Genomic DNA, 18,051 nt, shown 5'->3' with positions numbered 1-18,051 from the left:
TCTGTCGACCAAAAAAGGGGGCAACCACCTGGTGGCTTCCAGAGCTATTCGGTGTAGATTTAATATTTTGCTGAATGGTCCTTATGCGATTTTTAAATGTATGCACTAACTTACAATATTAACTATTGGCCTCGCTTGCTATGTCCAGCAAATTTTCGGGTGTAGGGCTATCCCACTCTTCCCCAAGCGCTGCCTGCGCATAGAAGTCAATCATCAAATGTCGAACCAATTGATGATTCCATCCGCTGGCTTGTAGACGTTTTATCAGTGATGGATGGGCATTTCTCTCCTCCATCTCCTCTAGCAACGCCGCTTCCAGTTCTTTGATGGATTCCTCTGACTGCTCTTGCAACAGACCAACGACTTTCTCGCGCTGGCGACGCTGCCATTCTTCGCGCCAGGCCGTCTTTAACTCGACTTGTTTTTTATCGGATTCATCTCGCGCTAACTGCTGAGCCTCAACCGGGTCAACTTGCGCTTCGATTTGTTTTTGCAATTCTCCAGAAAGCATTGCCTTGAGATAACGGTAAGGATCACGCACAGGTCCAGGATATGCGCTAGCTACCCTCCCCTCTAATTCCATAAGCCCGTCTCGCATTGCATCATCACCATGCTTAGTGAAAAGATCTTCCGCCTTCTCCTCGCTGATACCCAAATCGACTGCCTTTTTAATGATGGACAGATCCAAAGGCTTGGGCGGGCTTTTAAGAGGAAGCTGAACCTGGGCCTTCGAACGCACCAAAAACTGCAAATCGCTAATGCTTTTGCCTTCCTTATATTCGACCAATTCAATCTCGATATCAGTGATCGCACAGACTTCGGCGATAGCTGGTTTTATCGTGTCGCGCTTAAAGAAGCGATATTCTGTTTTTGCGAGCTTTTCGGAGTTCGGCTGGCCAGTGAGCACGGGTAGCCACCATCGCCAATTCTGGCGTGATGTCCGGCCAACATTTTTATACCTTGTGCAAATTTCATACAGCACAATCCCGGCATGGGTGTGCATTTGAGAGAGCATACCGATTGACAGTTTTGAGAATACGGAGGGCGACAAAAGCTCCTGCCGCAATGGCTGGGCATATCCCCACTCCAAGAAATTCTGATTACTCTCCTTGACGATCGTAGCGTGCGAAATCAGGGCGCAGACTGTCCACTTGGTACCCTCCCCTGTCGTTGGTGAGTTCCATTCGACGATGGTTGTAGCCATCGCCTTCAAGTGCTTTTTAATCAGCTCGATGTCATTGGATCCGTAATCAATCCCACTAACGATCTCCGAAAGCGGTGCTCGATATGACTCTTTATCAACGCCTTGCGCCTGTGCGATGTTCAACATCACGTTGTAGGCTTTGCGACCAAGCGCTGTAATCTTTCGGTTTTGAGGGACGATGGCAAGCGTGTTGACTGGCTTTTTGAGCGGGTCAATATCTGCAAAGCGAGCCAAGTCATTCATAGCAGGCACTTTACTACAGCTTGCTTTACATGTGAAATGTCTTCTTCACGTATTTTCCCATTTTCAGAATATTCAGATCTCCCGAAAAGTCTCACGTGAAATCTATGTTTCCGTTTCGCCTGATCCTTGACATGAACTGTTTGAACTCCTGAAAAAGCTCACCTATTCAGTCAAACGACCCAAAAAATCGCAGCCGGCATTGAATTGGCAGTGTCATTACCGCACCGCCGTTGAACAAAGCAGAGATTGAATTTTGAAACTCCTGTATTCACTCACCCTTCCCCCCGGAAAAGTTCACATTTAGTCCTGAATTCACTCACCGTTTGTCCCGTAAACCCTCACCAGTTCACCTGTATTCACTCACCTAAGGTGTGTTAAGTCATTGATCTATATAAGGAAAATGGGGTCTAAAGGTATTAAAGTGATTAAAGGTCTTCTATTAGATAAACCAGTAAGTAACTGCCAGTGGAGGAAAAACAGGAGTTAGGACTACTGAAATATACAGAAAGAAGTCCGTTGACCGCTATTTGAGATTAAGTGCCAATCTCGTAAAATGTCCGATATACGATCAATGCAAGGATTTTCATGGCAACAACCAAAAACATCAGCAAACCGTCAATCAATTTGAAAGACATTGCAGATCAAGCAGCGTTGTCAGCTGAGATGATGGATCAAGTGCGAGCGGCAATGCTCAACCCCACCTCACGGAAGAAGGAATTGTCCGTCCATCTGAGTCAGCTTGCAACTTATTGTGGTGTGGAAAAAGGATCAGTCATTCACAGAATGTCAAAAGGAGACCTTCCACAAGGTAACTTGAACACGACTGGTAGCCGCCGCGAATTCACTCTAAGTGAAGCACGAACATGGATTCGTTCATATCGAAAAGACAAACTGCGCCCGAAGGGTGCTGAAGCGATCACTATCTCAATTGCCAACTTTAAAGGCGGCGTGGGGAAAACGACTACTGCCATGACTTTGGCTCAGGGTCTTACCTTGCTTGGTCATAAGGTTTTGATGATTGACACAGATCCGCAAGGATCATTGACGACGTTGTTTGGGATTCTTCCGGATGCCGAAGTTGCTGAGGAAGACACTATTCTCCCATTGGCGCTTGGCGAAGAAACTTCTATTCGTTATGCGATTCGCGAGACTTATTGGAACGGCATAGATCTGGTGGCTGCAGCCCCGTGCTTGTTTGGAGCGGAGTTCGCTCTCCCCGCTCGGCAGACACAGGAGCCTGACTTTGAATTTTGGAACGTGCTCAACTTGGGAATCGATGATGTACGGGACGAATATGACGTCATCATTATTGATAGCCCGCCAAGCCTGAGTTACATCACGATCAATGCAATTATGGCTAGTAACGGTCTTGTGATGCCCCTCCCCCCCAATGCACTTGATTACGCTTCTGCCAGCCAGTTCTGGAACCTGTTCTCTGATTTAAGCAACGAAATGCTGACGAAGCGTGGGTTGGAAAAGGAATTTGATTTCATCCACGTTTTGCTGTCCCGTGTTGACGCCGCGGAGAGTACGAGTGACATTGTTCGGACCTGGATCCAAGCGACATACAAGGAGAAAGTTTTGCCTGTTGAGATCCCGAAGACGGCGGTGACTAGTAGTGCAAGTGCTGAATTCTCTACTGTCTATGACATTCAAAAGTACGACGGGAATGCTCGGACCTTCAAACGAGCAAGAGATGCTTACGACCAGTTCGTTGGATACGTGGAAAGCTCAATTCGTGCGGCATGGGATAAGCAAGTCAATACCTCCAGATTAGTCAAAACCAAAGGCTAAGGAAAAAATATGGGAAAAAATCTACTTGCCAAAGCTGGTTTAGTGCTGGCCCCCAGAGGGCCAATTACACCAGGTTCACATGCAACTAACCGGGAAGAGGGCACCAAGCCCAAAACGGCGATAGGTGCTATGGCCCAATTCACCGATCGGCAGTCCTCGGCAATCAAAGAAGCCAGCCAACTCAAAGAGCAAATGAAAGAGTTCGAGGGTAGTTTGCCGACTAAACGCCTTGATCCAAAACTTATTACCCGCAGTCGTTGGGCCAATCGACATGACCTCTCCTTTGTTGGCCCCGAGTTTGACGGGTTAAAAGAAGACATTGGCGCTCAGGGTGGCAATGTGCAGCCTATCAAAGTTCGCCGCCTGAAGGGTACTGATAAGTTTGAGATTATTTTCGGCCATCGTCGCCATCAGGCTTGCTTGGAGCTCGGATTAGGTGTTCTGGCCATTATTGAGGACCTGGACGATAAACACCTGTTCATTGAGATGGACAGGGAGAATCGACAGCGTAAAGATTTGCGACCCTATGAAATCGGTGCCATGTATGCCTTGGCGCTTGATGAAGGACTGTTCCCGTCAGGGCGCAGACTGGCGGAGGAGGTCGGTATTGATCAGAGTCAGTTAACCAAAGCGTTATCGTTGGCGAGGTTGCCCGCTGATGTTTTGAAGTCTTTTGTTAGCCCTCTCGACCTGCAATATCGGTGGGTATCTGACCTGAATGATGCCCTTCAAAAGGATCCAGAGCACGTTCTTCGAATCGCCAAGGAAGTGATCCTTGAAGAGCCCCGACCGATCTCCGCAGAAGTTTTTAAACGGTTAACTGCAATGCGAGGAACGGTTCCTCACCCCGTTACAAAAGCTGAGAAGGTGGAGGGGAAGGGCGGACAGAAGGGGAAGCTGGTATTCAATGCCAAAGACCGCAGTGTTCGCATTGATCTTTTCAACATTGATCCTGCTCGATTTTCTGAAGTAAAAGAGACGCTTAGGAAGCTGTTGAGTTGACGTTTTGATGGTGAGGAACGGTTCCTCACCCTATGCAATCAAAAGGGGTGAAGTCATTTCACCCCTTTTTTTATTCAAAAATAGATGAACACCTGGTTGTCTAAATTCGTGGTGCGGGTACTGAAAAGCACGTTAAGAGCAGCTTCATATGGGAAGAAATTGACCAGTGAGGAACCGTTCCTCACTGGTCAAAGAGAGCGAGGATCATGGCCTGCTTGCACAAATATTTGGCCTACCAGCTCAATTCACTCCACTTGCCTCCCTTGTCGGAAAGCCTCCCGGAAGCTTACGCTTCATGGCTTCGATCGCATCTGAAGCTGTTTCCAAGACCCGCCCATCACATCCTCTGCGTCGATCCGATCAAACCATTTGCCTGCCATGTCATTGAAATTGCGACGTTGGATGACCTTGAAATGGTAGTGCGTGTTCTTGCCAAGAGCGGCCATCGCCATCTAGGCCTTTAACATTGAAAACTGGTTCGGTCCTTCTCGGCTTGGACAGAGCCTTTGAGCACGCCAGTCAGGTCTCTCATACCTGGTCCGCCGTCGCTGTCCTACTTGAGGTGCGAGGGAGCCCCCCCATAGCCTGGCAAAAGTCTTCCTGGGGCAAACGCATGATCCAGTCACCACTGGATGCAGCTGCCGGGCGAACCGTTCCACGCTGAGAACCTTCTGACTGCCAAAGGTCAGGATCTCTGTTCTGGCCACAGGCAGGCCGAACTCAGCCTGGCGTTGGCCCACCATGCCAATGGGCCGCGTCAAAATATGGGTCGTAGGCGTTGAGCCTAGGGGCTGAATCCATTGGCCTTGGTGTCAGAGCAGGGCAGTTTTTTCTTGGACGCCAGCCAGAGAGATGCGCAGGTCTACCTCGTCTTCCAGGTTGCCTAAGGGGCCGCTGCGCGCGGTCTGAACTAACAGGTAATTTCAAGATAGTTGTTTGACGGGTAAAAGTCAGATAACTGTATTGCGGGTATTTCTGGAACGCTCAATCAACCAGCTTGAATGCGATGCAGGAGCATGATGGAAATCCGGCCCATGGAGTAGGTGACCGATCCACTGAAGGGGCAGGGCAGGGCGATACAGTGTCCCCAGAGACCTGCAAACCCGCGGACGAGGCCGTTGGATGGCCTGAGCACTGAAAGCGCTATGGGCACCGCCCAAGCGCATGGAGGCGCGTTCTTATGCTTGAGGCTTCGGCGAGAGTGTCGCGATGCGTAAACCCGGTAGGTCAGCGAAGTCCCCCGTGTTCAGTGTCAACAGGATGTACCCGTGCTCAATGGCCTGCGCTGCCATTCAAAGATCGTTGTAACGTGCTCGGGGCGAGCGCCCGCTCTGTTGACGGCTGCCGCCAGCAATCCAAAGGCGGCCGCAGTGTGCTTGGAGACCTCCAAAACTGGCCGGCTTTCCACTTGGCGCAGGTAAGCGGCGCACATGGAACGCACCGTCACATCTGCGCATGCATGTACGCCGAAACTTAACTCGCCGATGGAGATTGCGGACGTGAACACCGGCAGGTCACCTGACGCCTCAATCACTGCTTGGGCGTCCAATTGGTTGGACGCCAGGCCCACCCAAACACAGCTATCAAAATTATGCCCATGGGTCACGCACCGCATCGCCAAAACCATCTTTGCTCTCTTGAAGCCAGGAGCTTGCTTGCTGCAGAGTCAGGATTGGAAACACGAGGCCGGCCAATGCTTGGGCGGCTGTCATGGTCTTCTGTGGGGGCGTGATTTGAGCAATCATGGCGTGATTGCGCTCAATGATGATGGTCTCCCCCTGCGTCGCCACGCGGTCCAGAATCTCGCGGGTATTCCTGGTGAGTTCCGTCGCACTGATGGTTTGCATGACTTGCCTCCAATGAATATGCATTAATACGCATTTAACGTGGATTAAGCATCTCAGGAGAGCTGGCTAACGCGTATAGCCCGCTCTGCGGTCAGCGATTGGCATTTGTCTGGACGCGGGCTTGGCTGCCACAGCCGCCTTTCTGGGGATTTTGCAAGTTTGCAGAATTTAATTCGTTTTGAATGCGTCATGATTATCCATATAATCATGACGCTGTATTTAATAATATAAAGTGGGGTTTTTGAAAAATCATCATCTCAGCGAGGCTTGTTCCAAGTTGGATGGCGCACGCAGTGAGTCAAACAAGTGAGCGTGGCTGAGTCCTGGTTCAGTACCAGCGTGAAGAGGACTACCACTGACCAAGGAAACAACACTTGGTGTTCGCTGCATGGTGGCCACTCACTCGTCACGGCTAATCGTCGGCCGGAAATTGCATATCAAAACTGACGAGCCGTTGGTGCGTCAGGGCAGTCGTTTTGACAGGAATTTTGAAAACTGACTCGCTTAGTTGCTTGCAAAGTAGCTACTTTAATATTAAAGTAGCTACTTCATGATAAGTTGCAACCAAAATATTAAACAAGACCCGTCTGGAAAGCACAAGGTTGACGGCCGCTGGCGTGGGGCGGCAGGGGACATCCTCATCGAAATAAAACGGACCAACAATGTCCGAGATATCAGAAGCGCGTTGGTCGCGCTCGCCTACGCATTGCGTGACGACGCTCCAACCACGACCGCACTATGTGTCGTGACCCAGTCAAAGCTGTCGCCCAACCGGCTGTTGGATGAGATTACCCAATTTCGTGAGATGGTCAGACCAGATCTTGGGCATCGAATTCATTTGCTCACAATCGACGAAGGCGGGCAGCTACGTGGTTTTGAGTATGCAAGTGAGCCTGAGTTCTCCAAGTGGCTGATGCATTTGGTGGCCACAGAGACTTCCACGACTTCGGCAGGTCGATCGAATCAGCAGAGCGTTGCGTCAACCTTGGTGCAGTTGTCGCTTCGTGGGGAAGGCCCCCAAACTTTCAAGGCCCTACAGGAGGCATGCGGTGCCAGCTACCCGACCGTTGCGGCAGCCGTCAAGGAGTTCACTGAGCAGGGGTTTATCGAGCACCAGTCTGACCGACGGATTGTATTGAAGTATCTGACCCACGAAGCTTGGCTGAAAATCGCACGGGCGCATGGGGCGAACCGAAAGGTGCTTCGATTCGTGGACCCGACAGGTCAAGCCCGTACGCCTGCGGCGATGGCCAAGCGCTTGTTCAAACTGCAAGCACAAGGTGTGGCACAGAATGTCGCGGTAGGAGGGGTACTCGGTGCTATGCACTATTTTCCCGGCCTCGACATTACTGCCAGCCCACGGTTAGATCTAAGCAACTATGGCCAGGGCACGGACTTCGTCCAGAAACTGGATGCCGCCTTGGAGCTGACGTCTGACCCGAGAGCCAAGGCTGTCGTGGTTGTCCATGTGACCCAAGAGCCGCCCCGTTTTATAGAGCACGACCAGGGCGAGACATGGGCATCAGAACTGGAATGTATTGCTGATTTGATCGAGATGGGTCTGACACGTGAGGTGGTTGACATGGTGAGTGATCTCAACCATCGAAAAATGCATGCAAAGGAAGGAAGGACCCCATGAAACTTGCCCCGCCCGTGTCACCCAAAGAAGTATTGGTTCAAGTCGCCAATGCACTGCCGCAGGACTGCCGTCAGGATGTCATCATTATTGGAAGCCTTGCAGCGGGGTACCATTTTTTCGCAGATGACGGTTCCAAGGGAATTCGTACCAAGGACATCGATTGCATGTTCTCTCCCCATGCGAAGGCCGTCGCTGTTGCTGCAAAAGTAACCGAACGCTTGCTGCAAGCAAAATGGACGCAACGCCAGGGGACAGAATGGAGTGCTCCGGGCGGTCCGAACGAAGCACCTGACAAATTGCCCATGGTGCGACTACAGCCACCAACAGGCAGCGAATGGTTCATTGAGTTACTGGGTGCGCCGGATGCATACCAGTCGGGTGCCCCGATGAAGCAGTACCACGCAGTCAAAACCAACGTCGGATACTTTGCCATCTGTAGTTTTGGCTTTTTGGCACTCGCCGAGTGGGAGCCATTGCCGACAACGCTTGAAGTGCGAATTGCGCGTCCCGAAATGATGGCGCTTGCCAATATGCTTCATCACGAGCGCATTGGAGCCGAGATCATGTCGGGCACGAATTGGAAGCGCGCAAACAAAGACCTGGGCCGTGTGCTCGCGTTGGCTTACTTGGCCGTCGCACAAGACCGCAAAAATGAGGGTGCTGATTTCGACGAATGGGCGCCGCGCATGTGGAGCGCGCTCAATGCCAAATTTCCAGAGCAGGCACGGGAGTTGGCACTGCGCGCGGGTAACGGCATCCGGCTGCTACTTAAGAGTCCAGCGGATCTGGATCAAGCGCTGGCCATTTGTAACCTTGGCTTGCTGGCTTCCCTGGATATCGACTCGCATGCTTTCGCCGCGACGGGACGCCGGGTGATCGAAGAAGTCATAGAACCGCTCGAACAACTAGGAAGGACGTCGTAAGGTCATGGGGACGGAATCGGCACACGTACCAATCGATCGAGTCGAACGACATCTCGTGACTCTTCGCAATGATGCAAAACTTCACTGACACGATCGCACCCCTGTTCCACAGTGCCCCTGCGCGTAAACGGGGCCGGCCACTGGGCGCCAAATCCCAGGTTGTGCGCAATGCCCGCGCGCTGGGCATTCACCACTTCGCCTTTGTACGCTCAAGCCTCCTGGGTTTGGACTTGCGGGAATCGTTTGACCGCTACCTGGCCTGGTCTGAGAGCACCACCGATCTGCGCTATGTCCAGAACCGAAGGGAAGCGCTACTCAAGCAAATCATCGAGGCCGGACGCCATATAGACGCCACACTGGGACCTCACCAGAAAATCACGGCCTTGCTCGACCTGTTGCGCAGTGACGCCGCGGTCAAACCGGCGCTGGCTTTGCCGAGCGTGGCAGAGTGGGCGCAGACCGAAGGCATGGATCCTGACAGCTGGAGTGAAGCAGAGCTCATCGCTGAATACAAGGCGGCGTTTGGCCTGGACAACGCCGATGCGATCGAGTCCGCCGCAGGACTGAAGGATCCGGTGGCAGAGCGGGTGAGGGCGCTCAATCACCTGGAGACGATTCTGGCGGTGACGCCGGCTGCGACCGATCGACTGGAGTCTTGGCTGGCGCGTCCGACGGCGAAGTGTCTGCGCAACGTGGGCCTGTTGACGCTGGGTGATCTGGTGCGCTACATCAATGTCTATGGCTACCGCTGGCACACCCGGGTGGCGGGGTTTGGTGTGCGCCGCGCCAGCGCGGTGTTGGCCTGGCTGCGCATGCAAGCCTCGCATCTCAACATGTCGATTGCCGACACCGTGCAGGAGCCGAAGTCTTTGCGAGCACTCAAGCAAAAGGCACTGGGGGCCTTGACGGCGTACGGGACGCAGGCACGTGTGCCAGTGCCCCCACAGTTCAGTCAGTTCGGGGCCGGAACTTTGGTACAGATCGGGCTGAGCCGGATCCAGGGCTCGCCTCTGCTGGCTGGCGATGCGGGCGAGTTCCGCTCCCACATGGCCAACACCCTGGGGGCGAGCAATGACCTGGAGGCGGTCAACGCCTGGCTGGCGTATTACAAGGACAAGGTGTCGACCCAGCGCAGCTACCGCAAGGAAGTCGAACGCTTCATGCTCTGGTGTGCGCAGGAACTCAAAAAGCCGCTCTCCGGTGTGACCTCCCCGGACTGTTTGACGTACCGCGAGTTTTTGCAGGCCGTGCCCGCCAGCTGGATCCATCCGGCGCCGGTGGCCAGAACCGATCCGCAGTGGCGCGCTTTTCGGGGGCAACCCGGCCCGGCTTCGCAGAAGCAGGCGCTGGTGATCCTGCAGACCATGTTTGGAGCCCTGTGTGATGCCGGCTATCTGGTGGCCAATCCCATGAAGGCCTTGTTGAAGGGTTTTGATCTGCCGGGCTCCAAGTTGGACATTCGTCGCTCCTTCACGGAAGCCGAATGGACCCATGTTCTCCAATGTCTGGATCAGCTGGCGGATGGACCCGAGCGGGTTCGTTTGAAGTGCATTCTTGAGCTGCTGGTCACGTCCGGCATCCGGCTCGACGAGTTGGCCCGCGCCCGGCATGGTCATTTGCGGCTGGAGTCGTTGCCGGATTTGCCGGACACCTGGGTTCTCACCGTGACCGGCAAACGCAACAAGACGCGCGACGTACCGCTCAACCCGGAAGTCGTGCGCCTGCTGGCCACCCATGGCAAAGAGTTCATGCTGGAGGACAAAACTTCAGCCGATTCATCCGAGTTGCCTTTGATTCGGACCTTGCATGCATCAGTGGCGCAATGGGGTCGGGCCGAGGAGGGCGCCTTGCGGGCCGTCCCCCTGTCTGACAAGACGGGCAGTGCCTTGTCGGCGGCGGGTATCTATGCAGTGCTCAAGCGATTTTTTGGGCAGATTGCCAAAACGGCGGGGGATGCTGGGTTGGACGCCCGTCGGTTTGATAAGGCCTCGACCCACTGGATGCGTCATACCTTTGTGCGCCAGGCGCTGGTGGATGGGCTACCGATCGAGGTGGTGAGCGAACTGGCTGGACACGCCTCCATTGATACGACCTCGATCTATGCCACTCAGGAACTGGCCCGCAAGATCAAAGCGGTGCAGGGGATGCGCAGGAGAATGGCGAGCTGAGTCCCGTGTCAGAATTGACGACCCCACCGAGCACAATCTGCAGGAGCCAGCGTGAGCATGAAACTATTGACCAGCGTGAGCACATGGCGGCAATGGGTCAGGGCTGAAGAAGGGCGCTTTGCCGATAGTCAGCATGCGCCGCCGAAAACATACCCGTGTTTTGCCTACATGGAGCTGGCAAGCTGGGGCCAGGAGTCTTTGCGGCCGATGTATCTGTACGCGCACGATGTAGATGCGATGTCGATCGAGCTCTTGGCAGCGGCCCAGCGGATGTAGCTGGATCGAGCATTGCAGACTTTGATCAAGAAGGCTTGGCCAGCCCGTTCACTGATGAACCGGACCTATCTAAAAACGATGACTACAAATTTCAATGATTTGCTGAGTTGCCTAGCTAGCGCGGGGGTCATAACGTGACCGATGTCGAGCTCAGCGAGTTGCGAGCCAAAGTTGGCTTGCCTCAGGAAGGGGACAAAGTCAGCCTTGAGAAGCGTCTCAAGGGAGAGATCCTACTTTTGCGGGCACACGCCACGATCGTCAGCGAGCATAAAGGGCACTTGGTCTGTGAAGGTGCCTTTGGGCGTGGGGTGGCAGATCAGAAAGAAGCCACACTATTCGATCTCTCAAGCAAAAAGCCTGTTCGCTGGGAGCCATTCAAGAGCCACTTGTACGCAGTCCATCGTGCCTTGTGCTGGTCGGTGCTGGGGGTGTTCGAAAACTGGCTGGGTGACCTTCAATGATCAGTTTTGATTGCCACTGACAAGCTCAACTCATCTGCATAGATCGAGAACGGGCTCAAGCTTGAAAATTCAGTACACCTAAATCCGGTTCGAATTGACCTTGAAATGTTGGGTGGCAGCACTTTCAACATATCCTCGCCACTTCACCAAATAGAGAAGTACCCATGACCAGCCCGATGTATACCAATTCCGTTCCTGTCCTCAAGCAGATGCTGACAGCTCTCAAGACCATTCTTGGCAAGGCCGATGCACACCTTAGCGGGAAGACCATTGATCCGGACGCGTTGTTGCAAGCACGCCTGTATCTGGATATGTTCCCGTTGGTCAAGCAAGTGCAGATTGCGGCTGACTTTGCGCGCGGCGTATCGGCTCGTTTGTCCGGTGTCGATGTTCCTGCATTTGAGGGCCAGGAGCAGAGCTTTGCCGATCTGGACCTGCTACTGGCAAAGACCTTGTCATTTCTCGATGGCTTGGACAGCGCGTCCTTCGACGGCAGCGAGTCCAAAGAGATTGTGCTGCGACCTGGTACGCCGAAAGAGAAAAAACTAAGTGGACAGGTCTATCTGTCGAACTACGGCTTGCCACAATTTTTCTTCCATATCACCACCGCGTATGCCATCCTGCGACATAACGGTCTGGAAATCGGCAAGCGTGACTACATGGGCGCTTATTGATAGCGCGATGCCGGAGTGTCCAATGCGGCTTTGGGCCAGGAGCAGTCTGTCGCGGATGGCTGCTTTGGCACAGTGAAAATTACAGACAGGCGAAAACCCAATCGATTGAATTTCGTCGGCACCAGGCCCACGGACTAAACCGCTCGCGCGGTAAGCCGCATCGATGCAGTGTTGGTATTTGCTACACGGCAAGTCCGTGGGCTGCTTTCTGACATTTTCCGGGCTCCGAATCAGTCGCTTATCTGCACCAATGCGCTAACATGGCGAACAGCTTTTCCGAATCAATCGGTTTGGAGAGATAGTCGTTCATGCCAACGTCTAGGCAGCGCTGCCGATCTTCCGACATCGCATCAGCAGTCATGGCAATCACCGGCAGCTTGGCAAAGCGAGGGTCGCGGCGAATGAGTTCGGTCGCTTCGCGTCCGTCCATAACGGGCATCTGTACATCCATCAGAACTACATCGAACGCGTCCGGCGCCCCCTGCAGTTTGTCCATCGCGATTTGTCCATTTTCAGCAACGGTGACATTGACCCCCTTGCTCTCCAGTAACATTGTGGCCACCATCACGTTAACAAGGTTGTCCTCTACCAACAAAGCGCGTACACCAGCTAGGCTAGTCACGGGTGCACGTGTTTGTGTACGACGCTCCCCCAATGCCGCGTCTGACAAACCAAAATCCAACACGACTGTAAAGCTTGTGCCTTGGCCGGCAACGCTGTCAAAGTGCAGCTGCCCGCCCATCAAGTTCACCAGGCGACGGCAGATTGTCAGGCCAAGCCCGGTGCCTCCAAAGCGCCTTGTCGTCGATCCATCAGCTTGGACAAATGGTTGGAATAACATCAATTTCTGTTCTTCTGTGATACCAATACCGCTGTCGCGCACGACAATCTGCACTCGAGCCGACGCCGTATCAACATCATTCGTTATTCGACTCACATGAAGCGTTACCAATCCCTTTTCGGTGAACTTGACTGCGTTACCCACCAGATTGTTAAGAATTTGTGAAAGCCGCAGTGGGTCGCCCACCAGGCCGCGCGGAACTGCCTCATCCACAGAAATCTCAAAATCGATCCCCTTGCTTGAAGCAAACTGCGAGAACATATTGCGCAGCTGGTCCAGAGATCGCTGCAAATCAAACGCGATTACCTCCAACTCCAACTTTCCGGCCTCGATCTTAGAAAAATCAAGAATGTCGTTGATGATGCCCAGCAGCGACTGGGCCGAATCGTTTGCTTTGCCGATCAGTTCGCGCTGCTCGGACGACAATGGGCCAGCGAGCGCCAGTTGCGTCAGACCCATAATGCCGTTCATCGGAGTGCGGATTTCATGGGACATGTTGGCCAGGAATGCTGACTTGGCGCTATTGGCCAGTTCGGCCGCCTGCTTGGCCTGTAGTGCAGTCAGTTCGGATTCCTTAAGTTCGGTGATGTCACGCAGAGTGCTCAACACCGAACGCGTGGAGTCACTCGGATGGATCCGCACGTCACTGGTAACGCTGATCCAGCGCACATGCTGGTCCAGCGGACGAATCACCCGGTAGGCGTTATGCGTGCTTTTGCTGCGGCCACTGGCCAGTTCTCTCCAGACCAGTTGCACACTGGTACGGTCATCCGGATGCACCATAGCCCACCAGTCCTCCATGGTGAGGTCTCGTCCGAGTTCCATACCCAAGAGTTCCTGCATGAAGGAGTTGGTTGTAATCTTCAGCGAGGACAAATCGATGATGGCGGTGCCTATGCCGGCCAGTCGTTGTACATGGATAAGCGAGGCCTCGCTCGCCTGCAAGTCACGTTGGATGCGCCGGGACACCAACAACGGCAGGCAGGCCGCCAGCACAAAGTTGATGACGATGGCGTTGAAATAGGCCAGCATGGACAAAACACTGGCCAGTCCGTCGCTATTTGATCGGCCCATCACCTCCACGAAGTAAACGGCTCGTAGACACAAGGTGGCGGCACTCAGGGCAAACACGCCGCCAAAGACACGCAGAATTTTTCGCTCGGATCCGGCGCCCTCTTGTTGTGTCGGTTGCAACCGGTGTGCTGCTAGGAAGAACTCCCAGGCAATTGCCAGTGACAGAACCATCAAGGCGATAGACGCCATGATGTAGCGCATTTCCACTCCACCGGCGTCTATGTACACCCACATTCCCGCAGCAAAGACCAGTGCGGCACCGGACGCCCAGCGTCGGCGCACGGGGCGTTGAAAGAAATACTTCAACCCATACAGCAGCTCGGCATAGCCGAGAAATACCAGAGTGTTGGCGGCAACGATGGAGAGGAAGTCCGGAATTTGATTGCGTAGCGCCAATGCTATAAAACCCAGGCTATACATGGCTACACCGCGCATCCATGCGCGCGTGGCTTGGTCCTTACGCGTCAATCCACCGATGCCCAGCAACACTAGCGGCAATAGCACGCTGGTCAACAAGCTGGTAAAACCTAAGGTTTTCTGATCAAAGTATTGCATTTAAGACCGTTTTGATTATTTGAGTCGCTCTCAATGGTGATGCTTCATGTTCTCAGTATCTAGCGTTTGACGCAAACGCACTAGCGGAATTGATTGAGTAGTCGCAATGGTCGGTTTCGTAGTGTAAATCGCGGGAATAGAGCCGGTTCGTGTCCACGTGACACGAAATCCTGTCCACTTTGGATCTCGAAGTTAATGCCGAGTTGATGTAGGCAATTTAAGCCCGAAAGTCAACTATCGCGACGGAAGAGAAGGATGCGAACGACTCCTGACAGTCAATGCATTGGGCTACCAAAAAGCTGTCAGGCGCCAATACCCGGTTTCGTCACAGAGGCGACCTGAGTCCGCTCGTTCTATTTGTAACAGATCAGATGGCTGCTTTGTGGCGAGAAATTCAGGATCGCAAAAGACAGCTTTGGGTCGATCGCTGAACATCACATCCATTGCCTACTCTAGAAACAACTACCGAAGCGCCAGATTGATGAGCCCTGCCAATCGCGCACCCGCAAGCGCCAGTTGTTGTTCCAGTGTCGTCGTGAAGCGCTCGATGTAGTCGAGACCCACCTTGCGTTGTGGATAAAACCCTGGCAGGGCCACAATCCGGCACGACTCCTCGGCCACGTGAACAACATTCAAGTCGTTGCGTTGAGCTGTCAAGCTCAGGAGCCGCAGTCTCGACGTCATGCTCTCAACATCTTCGTTGGCAGACCTGATCAAGCCACTGTCCCACAGCGCATGCAGATTGCTGCCACGCATAAAGGCTTGCAACTGATAGGTGTTGCCACCTTTGTCATCCCGGTAGCCCGCATGTAGCGGCTGATGCACATCACCCACCAGATGGATCACATACTTCAAAGCGGTTAGTCGCTTTTCATCTGGAGCACTGGACGCCAAGACTTCCATCTGACGTTCAATGGCACTTACGACGCAGCGCCCGTCAGGGCAGTCTCTTTGCGCGTCATAGGTGCAGTTGTCTCTTGGGAAGTTCACATAATGCCAAACCGCGGAACTTGGGTTGCGGTGCTCGTCTGCCCAGGTCGAGACGGACGCCATGGTCTGCCCGGGTTCCAGTGCCAGCAATCGATCGACTTCTTTGCGCGCTTTCGGCGTCAGTTGGGTCTGCGCCAATTGCGCAATGACCTGGTGTCCCTCCGTGCCCCATGCATAGGCTTGCAGCGGCATCCCCAGCACCAGCAGGAGGGCGAGTGCGGCGGTCCAAAGGGTTCTTGTGTCAGATACCGGGGACCTCATCGAATCTGTCCCGTCACATGGTGCAGCAAGCCTTCACAGGCATCTTCCACCAAATCCAGCACATGGTCAAAGCCAGCGGGGCCGCCGTAGTAGGGATCAGGCACTACCTCGCTGTGGTGGACCGAGCAGAACTCAGTGAGTCGGCGCACCTTCACCAGGTGCTCTGGTGGACACTCAGCCTGGATCAGTTTCAGGTTGTCCCAGTCCATCGCCAGAATCAGATCGAATTCTTCGAAGTCTGCGGCTTGAATTTGGCGCGCGCGCAGCTCAGACAGATCGTAGCCGCGTCGGATCGCATGCTGCTGGGAGCGCTCATCAGGTGGGCTGTTGGGGTGATAGTTGTGCGTGCCCGCGGAATCCACTTGCACCCGGTCGTGCAAGTGCTGCGCCTTGACCATGTGTTGGAAAACCCCATGGGCGGTCGGACTTCGGCAGATATTGCCCATACAGACAAACAGGACCGCATAGGGCTTCATTGAAACAAAGCGCCGTTGACAGCAGGCGGCGCGCTGGCTTGCAGCAGATCGGCTGGGTAAGGCTGCATGAAATCCATGGGCTGGCATTGGATAGCCAGCCAGTCCAGGTAGCGCTCAGGGGACAAGATCACCACCATGCGTTTTTCATCAAGCGGTTTGTGAAACTGATTCATTAACGGATGCTCATCGGCATTGATGGTGAGCATGGTGTAACTGAACACCAGTTCGCCCTTGTCTGATTTCCAGCTCGACCACAGGCCGGCAAGTCCCATTGGGCTCCCATCGGCACGCCCAATGCAAGTCGGCACCGCTTTGCCACTGCGCCAGTCCGGCTCAAAGAAATGCTCTGCGGGGATGATGCAGCGCTGACCCAAGCGCCATGCATCCCTGAAACTGGGCTTCGTTGCCACCGTTTCAACCCGGGCGTTGTAGGTGTGTTTGGTGATCTTGGTGTCCGTCGACCAGTGCGGCACCAAACCAAATAAGCCATTCAGCGCTTGCAGCGCTGGCTTTGCCTCGCCGTCCAGAGCAGCAGGGGGAGGTCGACGAATGAAGCTGCCCAGATAGCCCGGCCAGAGATCTGCCTTGCCTGGCTCGGGTGGCGGCATAACTCCGAAATGCTTTTGGTAACGCGCCTGTTCTTTGAGGCCTTGGTAGTGACTGCACATGGTTCAAATCCTATCCCGATACTATACTGTATACATGTACAGCCATATGCAGCCCATGACCCCGATACCAGCGGCCACTGCCTTGGCGGCACCGCTGCTGGTCCAGTTTCTGGCGAATCAGGTCTGCGCCGGGTTTCCTTCGCCTGCTGAGGACCTGGGGGCCGAGCGTCTGGACCTGGCGGCACTGCTGGTGCCCAACCCTCAAGCGACCTTCTTCATGCGTGCCAGTGGCGTGTCCATGGTGAACTTCGGGATCAATGACCAGGACATTCTGGTGGTGAACAAATCCAAGCGACCGCGCCATGGCCTGATTGTGGTGGCTGCCGTGGATGGTGAGTTCACGGTGAAGAAACTGTACAAGAAGTTGGGCCGCATCAAGCTGGTAGCGGGCAACCCGACCTACCCTGACATCACGCCCAAGGATGAGCAGACCCTGCAGATTTGGGGTGTGGTCACCAGCGTGATCAAGATTTTTCCGGCGTAAGGCTGGGTGACACTTAAATGAACCCGAGGGGAGAACAAATCATGGACTACGCACGATTTCTCAAAGCACAGGAACCGATCTACGCCGAGGTCTTGCAGGAGCTGCGTGCCGGGGACAAGGCCAGCCACTGGATGTGGTTCATCTTTCCCCAGCTGCGTGAGCTTGGCCGTAGCCCAACCGCACGGTTTTATGGATTGGAGAATCTGGCACAGGCCAGGCAGTACCTCAACCACCCGGTTCTGGGCGCCCGGTTGAAGGAATGTACCCAACTGGTCATGCAGCACCACGACAAATCGGCCTTGGAGATCCTGCACCATCCCGACAACCTCAAGTTTCGCTCCTGCATGACGCTCTTTATGCTGGCCGATCCCAATGAGCCGCTGTTTTCTGCGGCACTGGACATGTTCTTCAAGGGCGATGCCGACGATATGACCATCCAGCTGGTCAACCGCATGCCGGGTTGAGCTTGCG

Annotated in this window: 17 protein-coding genes; 10 read left to right on the top strand and 7 right to left on the bottom strand. The window is 54.1% G+C overall.

Going from position 1 to position 18,051, the window contains the following annotated elements; translation table 11 throughout:
* Positions 1-118: 118 nt before the first annotated feature.
* The gene (locus IV109_RS00400) at positions 119-1,447 is read right to left on the bottom strand and encodes a RepB family plasmid replication initiator protein (RefSeq protein WP_296690783.1); all 1,329 of its coding nucleotides are present in this window, start codon (positions 1,445-1,447) and stop codon (positions 119-121) included.
* A 585-nt stretch (positions 1,448-2,032) separates the two neighbouring features.
* Between IV109_RS00400 and IV109_RS00395 the strand changes: the two genes are divergently transcribed.
* Together IV109_RS00395 and IV109_RS00390 are read left to right on the top strand one after the other, a co-directional pair.
* Complete coding sequence (locus IV109_RS00395; RefSeq protein WP_296690781.1) at positions 2,033-3,241, top strand: AAA family ATPase; 1,209 nt, start codon at positions 2,033-2,035, stop codon at positions 3,239-3,241.
* A gap of 9 nt (positions 3,242-3,250) precedes the next feature.
* The gene (locus IV109_RS00390) at positions 3,251-4,243 is read left to right on the top strand and encodes a ParB/RepB/Spo0J family partition protein (RefSeq protein ID WP_296690777.1); all 993 of its coding nucleotides are present in this window, start codon (positions 3,251-3,253) and stop codon (positions 4,241-4,243) included.
* A 1,252-nt stretch (positions 4,244-5,495) separates the two neighbouring features.
* On the opposite strand, the gene IV109_RS00385 is transcribed toward IV109_RS00390, so the two are convergent.
* Both IV109_RS00385 and IV109_RS00380 read right to left on the bottom strand, forming a co-directional pair.
* Entirely contained in the window at positions 5,496-5,792 is a 297-nt protein-coding gene (locus tag IV109_RS00385) for a hypothetical protein (protein WP_366834201.1), read from the bottom strand.
* 40 nt (positions 5,793-5,832) lie between these two features.
* Positions 5,833-6,090, bottom strand: a complete 258-nt coding sequence (locus IV109_RS00380; RefSeq protein WP_296690775.1) for a type II toxin-antitoxin system Phd/YefM family antitoxin — start codon at positions 6,088-6,090, stop codon at positions 5,833-5,835.
* 550 nt (positions 6,091-6,640) lie between these two features.
* Here IV109_RS00380 and IV109_RS00375 point away from each other — a divergent pair.
* From IV109_RS00375 to IV109_RS00350, 6 genes are all read left to right on the top strand, one after another.
* Positions 6,641-7,729, top strand: coding sequence for a MarR family winged helix-turn-helix transcriptional regulator (locus tag IV109_RS00375; RefSeq protein WP_296690772.1), 1,089 nt, complete (start codon positions 6,641-6,643; stop codon positions 7,727-7,729).
* A complete protein-coding gene (locus tag IV109_RS00370; protein ID WP_296690768.1) occupies positions 7,726-8,652 on the top strand; it encodes a hypothetical protein in 927 nt (308 codons plus the stop codon). The genes IV109_RS00375 and IV109_RS00370 overlap by 4 nt, the downstream gene beginning before the upstream one ends.
* A 71-nt stretch (positions 8,653-8,723) precedes the next feature.
* Complete coding sequence (locus IV109_RS00365; protein WP_296690764.1) at positions 8,724-10,820, top strand: phage integrase family protein; 2,097 nt, start codon at positions 8,724-8,726, stop codon at positions 10,818-10,820.
* A 57-nt stretch (positions 10,821-10,877) separates the two neighbouring features.
* A complete protein-coding gene (locus IV109_RS00360; RefSeq protein WP_296690760.1) occupies positions 10,878-11,096 on the top strand; it encodes a hypothetical protein in 219 nt (72 codons plus the stop codon).
* A gap of 134 nt (positions 11,097-11,230) precedes the next feature.
* The gene (locus IV109_RS00355; protein WP_296690757.1) at positions 11,231-11,557 is read left to right on the top strand and encodes a hypothetical protein; all 327 of its coding nucleotides are present in this window, start codon (positions 11,231-11,233) and stop codon (positions 11,555-11,557) included.
* A 164-nt stretch (positions 11,558-11,721) separates the two neighbouring features.
* Complete coding sequence (locus IV109_RS00350) at positions 11,722-12,231, top strand: DUF1993 family protein (RefSeq protein ID WP_296690754.1); 510 nt, start codon at positions 11,722-11,724, stop codon at positions 12,229-12,231.
* A gap of 238 nt (positions 12,232-12,469) precedes the next feature.
* Here the strand turns inward: IV109_RS00350 and IV109_RS00345 are convergent, their stop codons facing one another.
* The 4 genes from IV109_RS00345 to IV109_RS00330 all read right to left on the bottom strand — a co-directional run bounded on the left by IV109_RS00345 (position 12,470) and on the right by IV109_RS00330 (position 17,096).
* Positions 12,470-14,701, bottom strand: a complete 2,232-nt coding sequence (locus IV109_RS00345) for an ATP-binding protein (protein ID WP_296690752.1) — start codon at positions 14,699-14,701, stop codon at positions 12,470-12,472.
* A 462-nt stretch (positions 14,702-15,163) separates the two neighbouring features.
* Positions 15,164-15,952 (bottom strand): S1/P1 nuclease, encoded by a 789-nt coding sequence (locus tag IV109_RS00340; protein ID WP_296690750.1) that lies wholly within the window; start codon positions 15,950-15,952, stop codon positions 15,164-15,166.
* Entirely contained in the window at positions 15,949-16,428 is a 480-nt protein-coding gene (locus IV109_RS00335; protein WP_296690747.1) for a low molecular weight protein-tyrosine-phosphatase, read from the bottom strand. The genes IV109_RS00340 and IV109_RS00335 overlap by 4 nt, the downstream gene beginning before the upstream one ends.
* A complete protein-coding gene (locus IV109_RS00330; RefSeq protein WP_296690743.1) occupies positions 16,425-17,096 on the bottom strand; it encodes an SOS response-associated peptidase in 672 nt (223 codons plus the stop codon). Before IV109_RS00330 ends, IV109_RS00335 begins: the two co-directional genes overlap by 4 nt.
* Before the next feature lie 34 nt (positions 17,097-17,130).
* Between IV109_RS00330 and umuD the strand changes: the two genes are divergently transcribed.
* Positions 17,131-17,580 (top strand): translesion error-prone DNA polymerase V autoproteolytic subunit, encoded by a 450-nt coding sequence (gene umuD, locus IV109_RS00325; protein ID WP_296690739.1) that lies wholly within the window; start codon positions 17,131-17,133, stop codon positions 17,578-17,580.
* A 41-nt stretch (positions 17,581-17,621) separates the two neighbouring features.
* Positions 17,622-18,044: a DUF1810 domain-containing protein gene (locus IV109_RS00320; protein ID WP_296690737.1), complete on the top strand. Its 423-nt coding sequence runs from the start codon at positions 17,622-17,624 to the stop codon at positions 18,042-18,044.
* Positions 18,045-18,051: the final 7 nt, after the last annotated feature.

It is taken from the genome of Rhodoferax sp., assembly GCF_018780565.1.
Lineage (GTDB): Bacteria > Pseudomonadota > Gammaproteobacteria > Burkholderiales > Burkholderiaceae_C > Rhodoferax.
Note: the sequence above shows the minus strand (reverse complement) of the source record. Positions and strands in the feature narration are given on the sequence as shown.

Coding starts and splice junctions, on each gene's coding strand:
- IV109_RS00370 (WP_296690768.1), top strand. CDS start 7,726: ATGAAACTTGCCCCGCCCGTGTCACCCAAAGAAGTATTGGTTCAAGTC.
- IV109_RS00350 (WP_296690754.1), top strand. CDS start 11,722: ATGACCAGCCCGATGTATACCAATTCCGTTCCTGTCCTCAAGCAGATG.
- IV109_RS00400 (WP_296690783.1), bottom strand. CDS start 1,447: ATGAATGACTTGGCTCGCTTTGCAGATATTGACCCGCTCAAAAAGCCA.
- IV109_RS00335 (WP_296690747.1), bottom strand. CDS start 16,428: ATGAAGCCCTATGCGGTCCTGTTTGTCTGTATGGGCAATATCTGCCGA.
- IV109_RS00375 (WP_296690772.1), top strand. CDS start 6,641: ATGATAAGTTGCAACCAAAATATTAAACAAGACCCGTCTGGAAAGCAC.
- IV109_RS00395 (WP_296690781.1), top strand. CDS start 2,033: ATGGCAACAACCAAAAACATCAGCAAACCGTCAATCAATTTGAAAGAC.
- IV109_RS00345 (WP_296690752.1), bottom strand. CDS start 14,701: ATGCAATACTTTGATCAGAAAACCTTAGGTTTTACCAGCTTGTTGACC.
- IV109_RS00360 (WP_296690760.1), top strand. CDS start 10,878: ATGAAACTATTGACCAGCGTGAGCACATGGCGGCAATGGGTCAGGGCT.
- IV109_RS00380 (WP_296690775.1), bottom strand. CDS start 6,090: ATGCAAACCATCAGTGCGACGGAACTCACCAGGAATACCCGCGAGATT.
- IV109_RS00340 (WP_296690750.1), bottom strand. CDS start 15,952: ATGAGGTCCCCGGTATCTGACACAAGAACCCTTTGGACCGCCGCACTC.
- IV109_RS00365 (WP_296690764.1), top strand. CDS start 8,724: ATGCAAAACTTCACTGACACGATCGCACCCCTGTTCCACAGTGCCCCT.
- umuD (WP_296690739.1), top strand. CDS start 17,131: ATGTACAGCCATATGCAGCCCATGACCCCGATACCAGCGGCCACTGCC.
- IV109_RS00320 (WP_296690737.1), top strand. CDS start 17,622: ATGGACTACGCACGATTTCTCAAAGCACAGGAACCGATCTACGCCGAG.
- IV109_RS00390 (WP_296690777.1), top strand. CDS start 3,251: ATGGGAAAAAATCTACTTGCCAAAGCTGGTTTAGTGCTGGCCCCCAGA.
- IV109_RS00330 (WP_296690743.1), bottom strand. CDS start 17,096: ATGTGCAGTCACTACCAAGGCCTCAAAGAACAGGCGCGTTACCAAAAG.